This window comes from Comamonas testosteroni (assembly GCF_030505195.1).
Taxonomy (GTDB): Bacteria; Pseudomonadota; Gammaproteobacteria; order Burkholderiales; family Burkholderiaceae_C; genus Comamonas; species Comamonas testosteroni_G.
In genome coordinates this window covers 1,761,191-1,776,418 of the sequence record NZ_CP129672.1, presented here as the reverse complement: position 1 = coordinate 1,776,418, position 15,228 = coordinate 1,761,191, and the positions used below count along the sequence as shown (strand labels likewise).

The 15,228-nt window shown below is 60.4% G+C and carries 14 protein-coding genes and 1 tRNA gene; 11 read left to right on the top strand and 4 right to left on the bottom strand.

Annotated features, from left to right (window positions below; translation table 11 throughout):
- Positions 1-91 precede the first annotated feature (91 nt).
- Complete coding sequence (locus QYQ99_RS08170; protein ID WP_034364461.1) at positions 92-1,252, bottom strand: trypsin-like peptidase domain-containing protein; 1,161 nt, start codon at positions 1,250-1,252, stop codon at positions 92-94.
- Between the two features lie 364 nt (positions 1,253-1,616).
- On the opposite strand from QYQ99_RS08170, the gene QYQ99_RS08165 reads away from it, so the two are divergent.
- From QYQ99_RS08165 to pdxA, 3 genes are all read left to right on the top strand, one after another.
- Positions 1,617-2,942, top strand: a complete 1,326-nt coding sequence (locus QYQ99_RS08165; RefSeq protein ID WP_302092200.1) for an MFS transporter — start codon at positions 1,617-1,619, stop codon at positions 2,940-2,942.
- Positions 2,943-3,044: 102 nt separating this feature from the next.
- Positions 3,045-3,797 carry a Nif3-like dinuclear metal center hexameric protein gene (locus tag QYQ99_RS08160; protein ID WP_302092199.1) on the top strand — a complete coding sequence of 251 codons (753 nt, stop codon included), beginning with the start codon at positions 3,045-3,047 and terminating at the stop codon, positions 3,795-3,797.
- Positions 3,798-3,878: 81 nt separating this feature from the next.
- Entirely contained in the window at positions 3,879-4,937 is a 1,059-nt protein-coding gene (pdxA, locus tag QYQ99_RS08155) for a 4-hydroxythreonine-4-phosphate dehydrogenase PdxA (RefSeq protein ID WP_302093137.1), read from the top strand.
- Between the two features lie 126 nt (positions 4,938-5,063).
- Here the strand turns inward: pdxA and mscL are convergent, their stop codons facing one another.
- On the bottom strand, positions 5,064-5,498 hold the full coding sequence (mscL, locus tag QYQ99_RS08150) for a large conductance mechanosensitive channel protein MscL (RefSeq protein WP_302092198.1): 435 nt from the start codon (positions 5,496-5,498) through the stop codon (positions 5,064-5,066).
- Positions 5,473-5,649, bottom strand: coding sequence for a hypothetical protein (locus tag QYQ99_RS08145; RefSeq protein WP_167006308.1), 177 nt, complete (start codon positions 5,647-5,649; stop codon positions 5,473-5,475). Before QYQ99_RS08145 ends, mscL begins: the two co-directional genes overlap by 26 nt.
- Here QYQ99_RS08145 and petA point away from each other — a divergent pair.
- From petA to QYQ99_RS08115, 6 genes are all read left to right on the top strand, one after another.
- The gene (petA, locus tag QYQ99_RS08140) at positions 5,648-6,250 is read left to right on the top strand and encodes a ubiquinol-cytochrome c reductase iron-sulfur subunit (protein WP_302092197.1); all 603 of its coding nucleotides are present in this window, start codon (positions 5,648-5,650) and stop codon (positions 6,248-6,250) included. The two genes, QYQ99_RS08145 and petA, sit on opposite strands and share 2 nt — an antisense overlap.
- Positions 6,251-6,264: 14 nt before the next feature.
- Positions 6,265-7,680 carry a cytochrome b gene (locus tag QYQ99_RS08135; RefSeq protein WP_302092196.1) on the top strand — a complete coding sequence of 472 codons (1,416 nt, stop codon included), beginning with the start codon at positions 6,265-6,267 and terminating at the stop codon, positions 7,678-7,680.
- A gap of 17 nt (positions 7,681-7,697) precedes the next feature.
- A complete protein-coding gene (locus tag QYQ99_RS08130; RefSeq protein WP_003062174.1) occupies positions 7,698-8,453 on the top strand; it encodes a cytochrome c1 in 756 nt (251 codons plus the stop codon).
- A 100-nt stretch (positions 8,454-8,553) separates the two neighbouring features.
- Entirely contained in the window at positions 8,554-9,165 is a 612-nt protein-coding gene (locus tag QYQ99_RS08125; protein WP_003058564.1) for a glutathione S-transferase N-terminal domain-containing protein, read from the top strand.
- A gap of 99 nt (positions 9,166-9,264) precedes the next feature.
- Positions 9,265-9,783 carry a ClpXP protease specificity-enhancing factor gene (locus QYQ99_RS08120; RefSeq protein WP_302092195.1) on the top strand — a complete coding sequence of 173 codons (519 nt, stop codon included), beginning with the start codon at positions 9,265-9,267 and terminating at the stop codon, positions 9,781-9,783.
- An 84-nt stretch (positions 9,784-9,867) separates the two neighbouring features.
- Positions 9,868-9,943, top strand: a tRNA-Thr gene (locus QYQ99_RS08115).
- Between the two features lie 52 nt (positions 9,944-9,995).
- Here QYQ99_RS08115 and QYQ99_RS08110 read toward each other — a convergent pair.
- The gene (locus QYQ99_RS08110) at positions 9,996-10,304 is read right to left on the bottom strand and encodes a hypothetical protein (protein WP_003074017.1); all 309 of its coding nucleotides are present in this window, start codon (positions 10,302-10,304) and stop codon (positions 9,996-9,998) included.
- Between the two features lie 330 nt (positions 10,305-10,634).
- On the opposite strand from QYQ99_RS08110, the gene secA reads away from it, so the two are divergent.
- Both secA and argJ read left to right on the top strand, forming a co-directional pair.
- Positions 10,635-13,394 carry a preprotein translocase subunit SecA gene (gene secA / locus QYQ99_RS08105; protein ID WP_302092194.1) on the top strand — a complete coding sequence of 920 codons (2,760 nt, stop codon included), beginning with the start codon at positions 10,635-10,637 and terminating at the stop codon, positions 13,392-13,394.
- Between the two features lie 377 nt (positions 13,395-13,771).
- Entirely contained in the window at positions 13,772-15,001 is a 1,230-nt protein-coding gene (gene argJ / locus QYQ99_RS08100) for a bifunctional glutamate N-acetyltransferase/amino-acid acetyltransferase ArgJ (protein WP_302092193.1), read from the top strand.
- Positions 15,002-15,228 lie beyond the last annotated feature (227 nt).

Sequence of the window (15,228 nt, the reverse complement as noted above, 5' to 3'; positions counted from 1 at the left end):
CTGATGTTGCGGCTGCGGCTTGCAGAGCGGGCCGCAGCATGAAAAAAGCCAGCGACTGGCGCTGGCTTGTGTGGGCTTGATGGCGCGGCAATCAGCGCCGTGGGCGGCTTTGCTGCTGCAAGGTACTGGCTGCCGGGCGGGCACCCGGAGTGATGTCCAGCACCACTTCGCTGTCGCCGCGACGCACATCGAACTTGGCGGCTTCGCCGGGCTTGAGCGAGGCCACGGCCGTCAGCAGTTCGGAGACATTGCGTGTCGCGGTCTCGCCCACCTTGACGATCACGTCGCCGGGGCGCATGCCGGCCTGCGCGGCAGGGCCGGCCTGCAGCACGCCGGTGATGATGACGCCGGCATCGGCCTTGACGCCAAAGGTCTCGGCCAGCTCGGGCGAGAGCTCGTTGGGTTCCACGCCGATCCACCCGCGCGTGACCTTGCCGTCCTTGACGATGCCGTCCAGCACCATCTTGGCTGTGGAGACGGGAATCGCGAAACCGATCCCCATGCTGCCGCCCGAGCGCGAGTAGATGGCCGTGTTGATGCCCAGCAGATTGCCGTTGGCATCCACCAGCGCACCGCCGGAGTTGCCGGGGTTGATGGCAGCGTCGGTCTGGATGAAGTTCTCGAAGGTGTTGATGCCCAGCTGGCTGCGGCCCAGAGCGCTGATGATGCCGCTGGTCACGGTCTGGCCCACGCCGAAGGGATTGCCGATGGCCAGCACGCGGTCGCCCACAGCGACCTGATCGGAGTTGCCCAGCACGATGACGGGCAGCTTGTCGAGTTCGATCTTGAGAATGGCCAGATCGGTCTCGGGGTCCGTGCCAATGACCTTGGCCTTGGCCTGACGGCTATCGGTGAGCGTGACCTCGATATCGTCGGCGCCTTCCACCACATGGTTGTTGGTGAGGATGTAGCCATCTTGACTGATGATGACGCCGCTACCCAAACCAGATTGCTCTTGCGGACCCTGATCGCCAAAGAAGAACTGGAACCAGGGATCGTTGGCGCGCGGGTGGCGAACGGCCTTGCTGGTGTTGATGCTGACCACGGCGGGCGAAGCCTTGCGCGCGGCAGGCGCAAAGCTGCCGGGCGCGACTTCACCCGCCGGAGTGGATGGAGCCTGCAGCAGCGAAACACCGGCACTGCTACGGATATTTCCGCGCTGAAGCCAAGTGGGCTGTAGGGTAGCCACTACAAAATAGATAGCCACCAGCACGGTGACAACCTGCGAAAACAGCAACCAGGTGCGTTTCATGTAATGCGTATAGGTAGTGAGGAGAACAAGCCCACATTGTGAAGCATGGCTGCACCGGGCGTCGAAGCGAACATTTGCTTGCACGCAATTGCTTAACGCAAAGCTTTGCAGATTGCAGGGCCGATGGCTATAGGACTGCAGGCATCTATAGTTTTGCGCGTCCAGGAGCCATGAGTGAAAACCCTAGAATGTTTTTTCGACTGCGCTTACGCCGCCGTTACTGAAGTGACTGCCCACAAGGTGCTCATATTCGGTCTGGTGTGGTTTTGTATCTGAAGCCCGCCGCAATCGGTCTGCCACTGCACGTTGACCCGTGATCAGCGGCCTTATCCGCGCTGTCCTGTTGTTCGATCTAGGAAACACCATGACTACGCTTGACCACGCTGCATCGGCTGACGCGCCGGCTGCAGCGACGAATCGTCTCCTGAACCGGGAGGACTACAAGACCCTGGGCTTATCGGCCCTGGGCGGAACGCTGGAGTTTTACGACTTCGTGGTGTTCGTCTTTTTTGCCAATGTGATTGGCAGCCTGTTCTTTCCTGCTTCGCTGCCGGAGTGGATGCGCCAGCTGCAGACTCTGGGCATTTTCGCGGCCGGCTATCTGGCACGCCCCATCGGCGGCATCTTGATTGCCCACTTCGGCGACATCCTGGGCCGCAAGAAGATGTTCACGCTGTCGGTGTTCCTGATGGCCGTGCCCACGCTGGTCATCGGCCTGCTGCCGACCTATGAAACCATAGGCCTTGCCGCTCCCATCCTGCTGCTGCTGATGCGCGTGATGCAAGGTGCTGCCATCGGCGGTGAAATGCCCGGTGCCTGGGTGTTCGTGGCCGAGCATGCTCCTCAGAAGCGTTACGGCTTTGCGATCGGCGCACTGACCTCCGGCATTACCGGCGGCATTTTCCTGGGCTCCATCATCGGGGTCTGGCTCAACAGCACCTACAGCCAGGGCGAGATCCACGACTGGGCCTGGCGTCTGCCCTTCATTCTGGGCGGTGTCTTCGGTCTGGTGTCGGTGTATCTGCGCAAGTTCCTGCACGAGACCCCCATCTTCCAGGAACTGCAGGCCCGCAAGGCCGCTGACCGCGAACTGCCGATCAAGACCATCTTGCGCGACCACCGCGAAGCCTGCGTTGTCGTGGCGCTGATGACCTGGGTGCTGTCCACGGCGATTGTGGTGGTGATCCTGTTCACGCCGGCCTATTTGCAAAAGGTGTTCCACATCGAGCCTGCCATGGCCCTGAAGGCCAATGCCGTGGCGACCGTGACACTGACCATGGGCTGCGTGTTCTGGGGCTGGCTGTCCGACAAGATCGGCACCAAGCTGACCATGCTCATCGGCTGGGGCGGCATGACGGCCACTGCCTATCTGTTCTATCTGAACCTGCCCGGCAACGAGGCGTCTCTGATCTGCAACTATGCGACCGTGGGCTTTTTTGTGGGCTCCATCTCGCTGCTGCCTGTGGTGGGCGTGCGGGCCTTTCCGCCAGAAGTGCGCTTCACCGGTCTGTCCTTCTCCTACAACATGGCTTATGCCGTGTTTGGCGGCCTGACTCCCATGCTGGTGTCTGTGTGGCAGCAGGTGGATGTGATGGCTCCTGCCCACTATGTGGCGGCCATGGGCGTGCTGGGCATGGCCATGGGCTTCTGGCCACTGGCCTGCAAGGGCTGGCATGCCAAGAAGGCTTGAAGCCACTTGTTCTGATAAGAGGGCGGCTCTGGGCTGCCCTTTTTTACGTCTGCCAAAGCCTTGCTGGCTGGGCCTGCGTGCGGGCTTGTGCACAATCGAGCCATGAGCATTGAGCGAAACACCCTGTTATCCGTTTTCAATGGGCTGCTGCAGCCCGAACGCTTCAAGGACTACGGACCCAACGGCCTGCAGGTCGAAGGCAGGAGCGAGATTCGTCGCATCGTCAGCGGTGTGACGGCCAGTCGCGCCCTGATCGAAGCTGCGATCGAGGCCGGGGCCGATGCCATCTTCGTGCACCACGGTCTGTTCTGGCGCGGCATGGATGGCCGCATCACGGGCTGGCTCAAGGAGCGCATCCGTCTGCTGCTGGCGCATGACATCAATCTGTTTGCCTATCACCTGCCGCTGGATGCCCATGCCGAACTGGGCAACAACGCGCAACTCGGTGAGCGGCTGGGCGTGCAGGGTCAGGCCGCATTCGGCGACCAGAACCTGGGCTGGCTGGCCGATGCGGACTTTGCCGATGCCACTGCTCTGGCCGAGCATGTGCAAGCTGTGCTGGGGCGCAAGGTGACGCTGGCCGGTGCACAAGAGCGCAGGCCGATTCGCAAGCTGGCCTGGTGCACCGGAGGGGCTCAGGGCTTTTTCGAGTCCGCGATTGCCGCCGGCGCCGATGCCTATATCACTGGCGAGATCTCCGAGCCCCAGATGCATCTGGCGCGAGAAATGGGCGTGAGCTTTATCGCCGCCGGCCATCACGCCACCGAGCGCTACGGCGCGCCGGCCGTGGCCGCCCATGTGGCCCGGGAGTGCGGGCTGGAGCACCGCTTCATCGATATCGACAACCCGGCCTGATCCGGTCCTGGACCTTCGTCTCTCACTTTTGATGGCTGCAAGCACTTGGGAACCGAGGAGCTTGTGGCGCTTTGGATGCCTATGTCCGTCATCGCTTCAACCCAAACCATCGCTATCACCCAGGGCGACTGCGCAGGCATAGGGCCTGAAATCATCGCTAAGGCTTTTCGGGCTGCACCGCAGGCCATGCGCGGCTGCTTTGTGGTTGGGGAGTTGCAGACCCTGCGTCGGGCGACAGCGCTGGCCGCCAGTGCCGCCGTCGGCGATCAGGCCATCGCCCAGCCCGTGGTGGTGATCGATGAGCCGGGCGAAGCCTGGTCTGTTCCGCAAGGTGCTGTCGCGCTGCTGAACTTGCCGGGGCTGGCGGGGCCTCAGCCCTATGGCCGGATTTGCGCAGCGGCCGGGCAGGCGGCTGCGCAATGCGTGGTCTGGGCCGCGCAAGCGGCTTTGCGTGGCGAGATTGCCGCCCTGGTCACGGCTCCCTTGCATAAGGAGGCGCTGCATCTGGCAGGCGTGACTTTCCCCGGGCATACGGAACTCCTTCAGGCGGAGGCGGCCGCCCATGCGGGCGTTTCGCTTGAGCAGATGCCGGTGCGCATGATGCTGGCGAACGACGAGTTGCGCACCGTGCTGGTCAGCATCCATGTCTCGCTGCGCGAGGCCATCGAGGCCGTGACCGGGCCGCAGATCCTGCAGACCTTGCGCATCACGCATCAGGCGCTGAGCAGGAGCCTGGGGCGTGCGCCTCGCATTGCCGTGGCCGGACTCAATCCACATGCGGGCGAGGGCGGCATCTTCGGTCGTGAGGAGATCGAGATCATTGCCCCGGCGATCGCGGCAGCGCAGGCCGAAGGCATGGATGTGCAGGGGCCGTTTGCGCCAGACACGGTCTTCATGCGGGCGCGAAATACGCCAGCTCACCCGGGTGAATTCGATGTGGTGTTGGCGATGTACCACGACCAAGGGTTGATCCCAGTCAAATATTTGGGTGTGGAAAAAGGCGTCAACGTGACCCTGGGTTTGCCGCTGGTGCGCACCAGTCCCGACCATGGCACGGCCTTTGACATTGCCGGCCTGGGCGTGGCCGACGAGGCCAGCCTGCTCGAAGCCGTGCACATGGCCCGCAGTCTGGCTATTTGACGGGTCTTCAGCGGCGGATCGAGCGGCAGATCGAGCGGTGGCCGCCCGCAGGTATGCACGGCATGTGCACCCATGAAAAAAGCCTGCCGGTGACGGCAGGCTTTCAGTCATCGGATTGGAAGGATCTCAGGCCTTGCGATTGAGGCTGTCGCGGATCTCGCGCAGCAGCTGAATATCTTCAGGGGTAGCGGGTGCTTGCTCCGGTGCCGCAGGTGCCTCGCGCTTGAGGCGGTTGATCTGCTTGACCATCATGAAAATGATGAAGGCCAGAATCACGAAATTCACTGCAACCGTGATGAAGTTGCCGTAGGCAAATACAGGAATTCCGGCTTTTTTCAGTGCATCCAGAGTACGAGGAACTCCTTCGGGCATGGTGCCCAGAACGACGAACAGGTTGGAGAAATCCAGCTTGCCAAAGAGCAGACCCACCAACGGCATGATGAGGTCGTTGACCACGGAATCAACGATTTTCCCGAACGCACCGCCGATGATCACGCCCACGGCCAGATCCATGACGTTTCCCTTGATTGCGAACTCACGGAATTCTTGCATCATGCCCATAAGCAGTTCCAGTCACTAAGAGTTTGAGATAGCGCAGTATTGCGTGACTTTGGCGGTTGTCAACGTCGGACTGGGGCTGGAATAACCATAACCCCACCGCTAGAATTTGCAGTTGACCCCAAATCAAGCGATGTACTTCGAGGAAATCCATGAGTGACTCTCCAGTCGACTCCAGCAAGCGCACGTGGATCATCACGTCAGCATGTGCTGGTGCCGTGGGCGGTGTGGCAACGGCCGTCCCTTTTGTGAGCTCCTTCCAGCCTTCTGAAAAAGCCAAAGCAGCAGGTGCTGCGGTAGAGGTGGATATCTCCAATCTCAAGGATGGTGAGAAGCTCACCGTCGAGTGGCGTGGCAAGCCGGTGTGGATCATCAAGCGCACACCCGAGCAGCTCAAGGACTTGCCTGGCCTCGATGGCGAACTGGCGGACCCGACCTCGGCGCGTCATCCCGAAGAGTTCACGCCTCCTTACGCGCAAAATGAAGCGCGCTCCATCAAGCCTGAAATCCTGGTGGTCGTGGGCATCTGTACCCACCTGGGCTGCTCTCCCTCGGACAAGTTCGTTGCCGGGCCTCAGCCTTCGCTGCCTGCAGACTGGAAGGGCGGTTTCCTGTGCCCATGCCATGGCTCCACCTTTGACATGGCCGGCCGGGTGTTCAAGAACAAGCCAGCGCCGGACAACCTGCAGGTGCCGCCACATATGTATCTGTCCGACACCAAGCTGCTGATTGGTGAAGACACCAAGGCAGCCTGAGGGAGACAAGAACAATGGCCCACGAATTCAAGCAAATCGACCCGAACTCCACGACCGGAGCGAAGGCCATGAACTGGCTGGAGAACCGGTTTCCGACGGCATTCGATGCATACCGCGTCCATATGTCGGAGTACTACGCTCCCAAGAACTTCAACTTCTGGTACATCTTTGGCTCGCTGGCGCTGCTGGTGCTGGTGATCCAGATCGTCACCGGCATCTTCCTGGTGATGCACTACAAGCCCGACGCCGAAAAGGCGTTTGCTTCCGTGGAATACATCATGCGTGATGTGCCCTGGGGCTGGCTGATCCGCTACATGCACTCCACGGGCGCCTCGGCGTTCTTTGTGGTGGTCTATCTGCATATGTTCCGCGGTCTTCTGTACGGTTCTTACCGCAAACCGCGTGAACTGGTCTGGATCTTCGGTTGCGCCATCTTCCTGGTGCTGATGGCCGAAGCCTTTATGGGCTATCTGCTGCCCTGGGGCCAGATGTCATACTGGGGCGCGCAGGTGATCGTGAACCTGTTCTCCGCCATCCCCTTTGTCGGTCCCGATCTGGCCTTGCTGATCCGCGGCGATTATGTGGTGGGCGATGCGACGCTGAACCGCTTCTTCAGCTTCCACGTGATCGCCGTGCCCCTGGTGCTGCTGGGTCTGGTCGTGGCGCATTTGCTGGCGCTGCACGATGTGGGTTCCAACAACCCCGATGGCATTGAAATCAAGGGCCCCAACGCGCCCAAGGATGCCAAGGGCAATCCGCTGGACGGCATACCCTTCCATCCCTACTACACCGTGCACGACATCTTTGGTGTGACCGTGTTCCTGTTCCTGTTCTCGGCGGTGGTGTTCTTTGCGCCCGAGTTCGGCGGCTACTTCCTGGAGTACAACAACTTCATCCCCGCCGATCCGCTCAAGACGCCCAATCACATTGCCCCCGTCTGGTACTTCACGCCCTTCTATTCGATGCTGCGAGCCATCACCGGCGAGATGATGTATGTGCTGATTGCCTGCGTGGTGCTGGGTGCCGGCTACGGCATTCTGAAGTCGCGCCTGCCCGGTTTTGCCAAGGGTGCCGTGGCCATCGTGGCGCTGGGTGCCATCGCCATGATGCTGTCCATCGACGCCAAGTTCTGGGGTGTGGTGGTCATGGGTGGTGCGGTCATCATCCTGTTTGCCTTGCCATGGCTCGATTGCAGCCCGGTCAAGTCGATCCGCTATCGTCCCAGCTGGCACAAATATGTGTATGCAGTGTTTGTGGTGAACTTCGTCGTCCTGGCCTATCTGGGGGTGCAGCCTCCGTCGCCGATTGGCGAGAAGGTGTCTCAGGTTGGTACGCTGTTCTACTTCGGCTTCTTCCTGCTCATGCCCTGGTGGAGTCGCTTGGGCGAGACCAAGCCCGTGCCCGAGCGTGTGACCTTCAAGCCTCACTGAAGCAGGAGAGAACAAGAATGAAGAAACTGATTCTGACCCTGGTTGCGGCCCTGGGTATTGCCGGTGCCGCGCAAGCCTCCGAAGGCGGCATCCACTGGGACAAGGCGCCGGTCAACACCAGCGACACGGCATCCCTGCAAAACGGTGCCAAGATCTTTGTCAACTACTGCCTGAGCTGCCACTCCGCTGCCTTCATGCGTTTCAACCGCCTGAAGGACATTGGTCTGACCGATCAGGACATCAAGGACAATCTGTTGTTCACCACCGACAAGGTGGGCGAGACCATGAAGGCAGCCATCAATCCGAAGGAAGCCAAGGAGTGGTTCGGTGCCAACCCTCCCGACTTGACCGTGATCGCGCGCTCGCGCGCCGGCTCGGGCGGATCGGGAGCTGATTACCTGTATACCTTCTTGCGTACTTTCTACAGGGATGACACCAAGGCCACGGGCTGGAATAATCTCGCCTTTCCCAGCGTAGGCATGCCGCATGCGCTGTGGGAGCTGCAGGGCGAGCGTCGCGCCATCTTCGAAGAGCATGACGACCATGGAACTAAGACCCAGGTGTTCAAGGGTTGGGAGCAGGTGTCTCCTGGCAAGATGAGCGCAGTGCAGTACGATCAGGCAGTTGGCGATCTGGTGAATTACCTGCAATGGATGGGGGAGCCGGCTCAGAACACCCGAACCCGTATCGGGGTGGGTGTGTTGATTTTCCTGGCCTTCTTCATCTTTATCGCTTGGCGCCTGAATGCCGCGTTCTGGAAAGACGTGAAATAAGCGTTGCCGCCGTGCAGAAGTTATCTGCAGCCAAACCGTGTTAGTGCAGAGTGGGGTGCCGTGGGCAACCCACTCTTTTTGATTTTTAGGAGTCTCCACCATGATGGTGCTTTATTCGGGAACGACTTGCCCCTTCTCACACCGCTGCCGCTTTGTGCTGTTTGAAAAAGGCATGGATTTCGAGATCCGCGATGTGGACTTGTTCAGCAAGCCCGAAGAAATCGCCGTGATGAACCCCTATGGTCAAGTGCCAATCCTGGTCGAGCGCGACCTGATTCTGTACGAGTCCAACATCATCAACGAGTACATCGATGAGCGCTTTCCCCATCCCCAGCTGATGCCTGGCGACCCGGTGGACCGTGCTCGTGTGCGCCTGTTCCTGCTGAACTTCGAAAAGGAACTGTTCGTGCACGTGAGCGCTCTGGAAGAGCGCAACGTCAAGGGCAATGAAAAGGCTCTGGAGAAGGCCCGTGCCCATATCCGTGACCGCCTGACCCAGATGGCGCCCATCTTCCTGAAGAACAAGTACATCATGGGCGAGAACTTCTCCATGCTGGATGTGGCCATTGCTCCGCTGCTGTGGCGCCTGGACTACTACGGCATCGAGCTGTCCAAGAATGCCGCTCCTTTGCTCAAGTATGCCGAGCGCATCTTCTCGCGTCCGGCTTACATTGAAGCGCTGACGCCTTCGGAAAAGGTCATGCGCAAGTAATTGCACATGAGCGCAGAGCGGGCATGCTGAAGGGATTTCCTTCATCTGCCCGCTTTTTTGTCTTTGCAATCTTCTGGATTTGATTCGTCAGGAAATGAGATGACAGCCCCTGAAACGACTTCAACCCGTCCGTATCTGCTGCGGGCTCTGTTTGAATGGTGTACCGACAATGGTTTGACGCCGCATATCGCCGTGCGTGTGGATCGCAGCACCCAGGTGCCCATGGAATTTGTGCGTGATGGCCAGATCGTGCTCAACATCAGCTATGACGCGACCAGCGGCCTGCTGATCGGCAATGAATATGTTGAATTCAATGCACGCTTTGGCGGCCAGCCCCGGCAAATCATGGTGCCTGTGGCGAACGTCCTGGCCATCTATGCACGCGAGACCGGCCAGGGCATGGCCTTCCCGCCCGAGGAGGACGAAGTCCCCGAGGATGGCGATGAGCCGTCGATGGAGGAGGTCGAGCCCGGCATGGAGTCGGATGAGGCGTCCTCGGCCGAGCGGGTGGTGCAACTGGTTCCCGTCAAGGTGGAAGCAGAAGCTTCCGGCGAAGATGATGCTCCTCGTACTCCACCGCCCGCAGGCGGCCGTCCGGCGCTCAAGCGTGTGAAGTAGTCCGGCCAGTGTTTTTGCCGGTAGATCGGGAAATTTCAGGATTCTTCTTTTGGGGCTGAATTTCTACGTTAGAATTCAGTCTTCGCCGGTTTAGCTCAGTTGGTAGAGCACCCGCCTTGTAAGCGGTAGGTCGTCAGTTCGAATCCGACAACCGGCACCAAACAAATAGGTCTCTTAGGAGACCTTTTTTGTTTTTCAGTGCCTAAAAAGCCTTATCGGGCCTGAACTTTGATGCGGATGCTGGTGACGGCCCATCCTTTGGTGCGCAGATGAGCCGCCATGGCTGGCAGCAGTTGGCGCACTTTGGCTGCCGCTGCGTTGTTTTTCACGATCAGGCACCAGCCGTCTTCATCGATGGGGCCGGCCTGCAAGCTGGCGCGCAGCATGGGTGGAACCAGGGGCAAAACGGCTTTGAGTCGGTTGCTGGAGTCCTGAGTCAGTGCTGCCAGGCGCGCCAATGTGGGAGAAGACTCCATGGCATTGATGGCAGTGACGGCGTGATGGCGGCGAACAATGGTCATGCGAGCGGCAAACAGTTGGGCTAGGGCAAGCCCAAGCTTAGCTCAGTCGAGAATGGATGCCGCAGTGCCGGCTATCGCAGTGCTGGCTATTTGCGCGTGCAGTGCAATCCCATACGTGCTCTGGAGTAGCGAAAAGCCAAGGCAGGCTTGCGCGGTTAGAATCATTTTTTGGTCCTGTCCCTGTTTGGGGTGCGTCAGGAGGTTTTTTCACCCATTTCGGGTGTGGCTCTTGACTGCCGCAGGGACGGCCCTATCTGAAGACCAACAATCAAGGGATTCTGGACACATTGCTTTGCGCAACAGGCAAAAAAGCAATGTGCCTTCGCACGCATGGCCACCAATTTCCTCACCAAACTGTTCGGCAGCCGTAATGACCGGTTGCTCAAGCAATACCGTAAAACAGTCGCTCGCATCAATGCGATGGAGCCTGAGTACGAAAAGCTCAGCGATGAGGCATTGCGCGCCAAGACGCAGGAGTTCAAGGAGCGCGTTGCCAAGGGCGAGGCGCTGGACGAGTTGTTGCCCGAAGCCTTTGCCGTAGTGCGTGAAGGCTCCAAGCGCGTCATGAAGATGCGTCACTTCGATGTACAGATGCTGGGCGCCATGGCGCTGCATGACGGCAAGATTGCCGAAATGCGCACCGGAGAAGGCAAGACGCTGACTGCGACGCTGCCCGTGTACCTCAATGCCCTGTCGGGCGAGGGCGTGCATGTCGTGACCGTCAACGATTACCTGGCCAACCGCGATGCGATGACCATGGCTCGCCTCTACAACTTCCTTGGCCTGTCGGTGGGCATCAACCTGCCCAATCTGTCGCGAGAGCAAAAGCAGCAGGCATACAACTCCGACATCACCTACGGCACGAACAACGAATACGGCTTCGACTACCTGCGTGACAACATGGTGTACGAGCCCGGCGACCGCGTGCAGCGCGTGCTGAACTACGCCATCGTCGACGAGGTGGACTCCATCCTGATCGACGAGGCGCGTACTCCGCTGATTATCTCCGGCCCGGCCGAAGATCACACGGCCATGTACGTGGCCATGAACCAGATCGTGCCTAATCTGGTGCGCCAGGAGGGCGAAGCCGATCCCCGCACGGGTGAAGGCGTGACCAAGCCCGGCGACTTCACGGTCGACGAGAAATCCCATCAGGTCTACCTGACCGACCAGGGCTATGAAGCGGCCGAGCGCCTGCTGGCCCATGCCGGCCTGATCACCGAAGGCTCGTCCCTGTACGACCCCTCCAATATCTCTCTGGTGCATCATCTGTACGCCGCGCTGCGTGCCAACCAGTTGTACTTCCGCGATCAGCACTATGTGGTGCAGAACGACGAAATCGTGATCGTGGACGAGTTCACCGGCCGTCTGATGGCAGGCCGTCGCTGGAGCGATGGCCTGCACCAGGCCGTGGAAGCCAAGGAAGGTGTGGCCATCCAGGCCGAGAACCAGACCATGGCCTCGATCACCTTCCAGAACTACTTCCGTCTGTACAAGAAGCTGTCGGGCATGACCGGTACTGCCGATACCGAAGCCTACGAATTCCAGGAAATCTATGGCCTGGAAACCGTGGTGGTGCCGCCCAACAAGCCCAGCAAGCGCCAGGACCAGCTCGATCGCGTCTACAAGACCACCAAGGAAAAGTACGACGCGGCGATCAAGGACATCCGCGAGTGCTACGAGCGCGGCCAGCCCGTGCTGGTCGGCACGACCTCGATCGAGAACTCCGAAATCATCGACCAGTTGCTGACGCGCGAAAAGCTGCCTCATCAGGTGCTCAACGCCAAGCAGCATGAGCGCGAGGCCGACATCATTGCCCAGGCGGGCAGCGAAGGCATGATCACCATCGCCACCAATATGGCCGGTCGTGGTACCGACATCGTGCTGGGCGGCAATATCGACAAGCAGCTCAAGGCCATCGAGAGCAACGAGGCGCTGAGCGAGGCCGAGCGCCAGCAGCAGATCGAGCAGCTGCGTGCCGACTGGCAGGTGGCCCACGACAAGATCGTGGCGCTGGGCGGTCTGCGCATCATCGCCACCGAGCGTCATGAGTCGCGCCGTATCGACAACCAGCTGCGTGGCCGCTCGGGCCGCCAGGGCGACCCCGGTTCCTCGCGCTTCTATCTGAGTCTGGACGACCAGCTGATGCGCATCTTCGCGGGCGACCGCGTCAAGGCCATCATGGATCGCCTGAAGATGCCCGAAGGCGAAGCCATCGAGGCAGGCATCGTGACCCGCTCCATCGAGTCGGCGCAGCGCAAGGTCGAAGCACGCAACTTCGACATGCGCAAGCAGTTGCTCGAATACGACGACGTGGCCAACGACCAGCGCAAGGTGATCTACCAGCAGCGCAACGACATTCTGGATTCGACCGATCTGGGCGGCATGCTGGCCGCCATGCGCGAGGACGTGATCACCGATCTGGTGCGCCAGTATGTGCCGGCCGATTCCATGGAAGAGCAGTGGGATGTGCCCGGCCTGGAGAAGGCGCTGGCCAGCGAATGGCAGATCGATCTTGCCTTGCAGCAGGACGTGGCGGGTTCGGAATCCATCACCGACGAAGACATTCTGGAGAAGGTCGTCAAGGCAGCCCACGATCTGTTCGACGCCAAGGTGGCCTTGATCGGTCAGGAGAACTTCACGCAATTCCAGCGTGCCGTGCTGCTGCAGAGCTTCGACACCAACTGGCGCGACCACCTGGCTGCGCTGGACTATCTGCGCCAGGGCATTCACCTGCGCGGCTATGCCCAGAAGCAGCCCAAGCAGGAATACAAGCGCGAGGCTTTCGAGCTGTTCCGCCAGCTGATCGATCAGGTCAAGACCGAAGTCACCCGCGTGCTGATGACGGTGCAGGTCCGCTCTCGCGAAGAGATGGACGAAGCCGCCGTTGCCATGAACGAGCGCGGCGCGCAGAGTCTGGAGCACATGAGCTATGCCTCGCCCTCGGAAACCGAAGGCATGAGCATAGAAGACGATGTGATGCTGGCCGAGCCACTGGCCATGCCCGAGGGCGTGCATGTGGGCCGCAACGACCCTTGCCCTTGCGGCAGCGGCAAGAAGTTCAAGCTTTGCCACGGCAAGCTGTCCTGACCCCCTGAGGCGCTCTGCGCCTTCCCCCTGAAGGGGACTCATTGCTGTGGGGCGTCCCTTGCTGGCCGTCTCTGGCTTGGAGCATGCGTTATCGAACAACACGGGCTGCGGCCCGTGTTTGCATTGGGGTGCAGCTTTTTGCGCAACAAAATCCGGCAAGTCCGATCAGGCCTCCGTTTGTTCCGATAATGGGTAACGTTTTGCTTGCAGTCCGAACTTGCCCCGCGGACTGTGAATCAGTGGCGTGCTCCAGGCGAGAGACATCGAGCAAGGGCCGCCCCGCAGCGAGGATGTCGTCCCCCTCCCGCCAGGCGAGAGAGGGGGAAGCCGCGCAGCGGCTCAGGGGGTGTCTTCTACTTTTCTAGGAACATACAGAAATGTCCGTGAATCTTTCCGCTCCCGTCGCCGCTGATCTGCTGGCGATCAATGGCGTTCGCATTGGTGTTACCGAAGCCGGCGTGCGCAAGGCCAATCGCAAGGACCTGACGGTGTTCCTGCTCGACGAAGGCGCCTCGGTGGCCGGCGTGTTCACCCAGAACCGTTTCTGCGCCGCTCCCGTGCAGATCTGCCGCGATCATCTGGCGGCCGGCACCGGCATCCGCGCCATGGTCATCAACACCGGCAATGCCAATGCCGGCACCGGCGCAGCCGGTCTGGCCAATGCCCGTGCCACCTGCGCGGCTCTGGCCAAGGAGCTGGACCTGAGCGCGGGCCAGATCCTGCCTTTCTCCACCGGCGTGATCATGGAAGAGCTGCCCGTGGACCGCATCGTGGCGGGTATGCCCAAGGCCATCGCTGCCGCCAAGGCGGATAACTGGGCCACGGCTGCCGAGGGCATCATGACCACCGACACCTTGCCCAAGGCTTTCAGCCGCAGCGTCAGCATTGGCGGCAAGACGGTCTCCATCACCGGCATCAGCAAGGGGGCGGGCATGATCCGCCCCAATATGGCGACCATGCTGGGCTTTCTGGCTACCGATGCAGCGATTGCCCCCGAGCTGCTGCAGCCCTTGGTCAAGGAGCTCGCAGACGGCTCCTTCAACCGCGTGACTATTGATGGCGACACCTCCACCAATGACTCGTTCGTGCTGATCGCCACCCACAAGGCAGGCAACGCCCAGATCACGGCGCTCTCCAGCGCCGAGGGCGAGCAGCTCAAGGCTGCATTGCTGGAAGTGGCGCAAAAGCTCGCGCAGGCCATTGTTCGCGATGGCGAAGGCGCCACCAAGTTCATTAGCGTCAAGGTCGAGGGCGGCAAGAATGAGGATGAGTGTCGCCTGGTCGCTTACTCCATTGCCCACTCGCCCCTGGTCAAGACGGCCTTTTTTGCTTCGGACCCCAACCTGGGCCGCATCCTGGCCGCTGTGGGCTATGCCGGCATTGCCGATCTGGATCAGACCAAGATCGATCTGTACCTGGACGATGTGCATGTGGTGGTCGACGGCGGACGCAACCCTTCCTACAAGGAAGAAGACGGTCAGCGCGTGATGAAGCAGCAGGAGATCGTGGTGCGCGTGGTGCTGGGTCGTGGCGATGCCGAGCAGACGGTGTGGACCTGCGATCTGAGTCACGAATATGTGACCATCAATGCGGATTACCGGTCGTAATTGAGCACCCCCTGAGCGGCGGCGCCTGGGTGGCCCCGCCGCTTCCCCCTCTCTCTACGCGCTGCGCGCTAGGGGAGGGGAACGACAGCCTCGCTGCGCGGCGGCGCTTGCTCGCTGTCCCTTGCTGGTGAGCGCCCCTATTTGGGTGCTTCAATTTCAGGAGCTGTTTGCGCTTGTCTATATTGAGTTTTGATTGCTTTTCAAGCTGAAATCAATATCCATCAAGC

Coding starts and splice junctions, on each gene's coding strand:
- QYQ99_RS08170 (WP_034364461.1), bottom strand. CDS start 1,252: ATGAAACGCACCTGGTTGCTGTTTTCGCAGGTTGTCACCGTGCTGGTG.
- QYQ99_RS08165 (WP_302092200.1), top strand. CDS start 1,617: ATGACTACGCTTGACCACGCTGCATCGGCTGACGCGCCGGCTGCAGCG.
- QYQ99_RS08160 (WP_302092199.1), top strand. CDS start 3,045: ATGAGCATTGAGCGAAACACCCTGTTATCCGTTTTCAATGGGCTGCTG.
- pdxA (WP_302093137.1), top strand. CDS start 3,879: ATGTCCGTCATCGCTTCAACCCAAACCATCGCTATCACCCAGGGCGAC.
- mscL (WP_302092198.1), bottom strand. CDS start 5,498: ATGGGCATGATGCAAGAATTCCGTGAGTTCGCAATCAAGGGAAACGTC.
- petA (WP_302092197.1), top strand. CDS start 5,648: ATGAGTGACTCTCCAGTCGACTCCAGCAAGCGCACGTGGATCATCACG.
- QYQ99_RS08145 (WP_167006308.1), bottom strand. CDS start 5,649: ATGGATTTCCTCGAAGTACATCGCTTGATTTGGGGTCAACTGCAAATT.
- QYQ99_RS08135 (WP_302092196.1), top strand. CDS start 6,265: ATGGCCCACGAATTCAAGCAAATCGACCCGAACTCCACGACCGGAGCG.
- QYQ99_RS08130 (WP_003062174.1), top strand. CDS start 7,698: ATGAAGAAACTGATTCTGACCCTGGTTGCGGCCCTGGGTATTGCCGGT.
- QYQ99_RS08125 (WP_003058564.1), top strand. CDS start 8,554: ATGATGGTGCTTTATTCGGGAACGACTTGCCCCTTCTCACACCGCTGC.
- QYQ99_RS08120 (WP_302092195.1), top strand. CDS start 9,265: ATGACAGCCCCTGAAACGACTTCAACCCGTCCGTATCTGCTGCGGGCT.
- QYQ99_RS08110 (WP_003074017.1), bottom strand. CDS start 10,304: ATGACCATTGTTCGCCGCCATCACGCCGTCACTGCCATCAATGCCATG.
- secA (WP_302092194.1), top strand. CDS start 10,635: ATGGCCACCAATTTCCTCACCAAACTGTTCGGCAGCCGTAATGACCGG.
- argJ (WP_302092193.1), top strand. CDS start 13,772: ATGTCCGTGAATCTTTCCGCTCCCGTCGCCGCTGATCTGCTGGCGATC.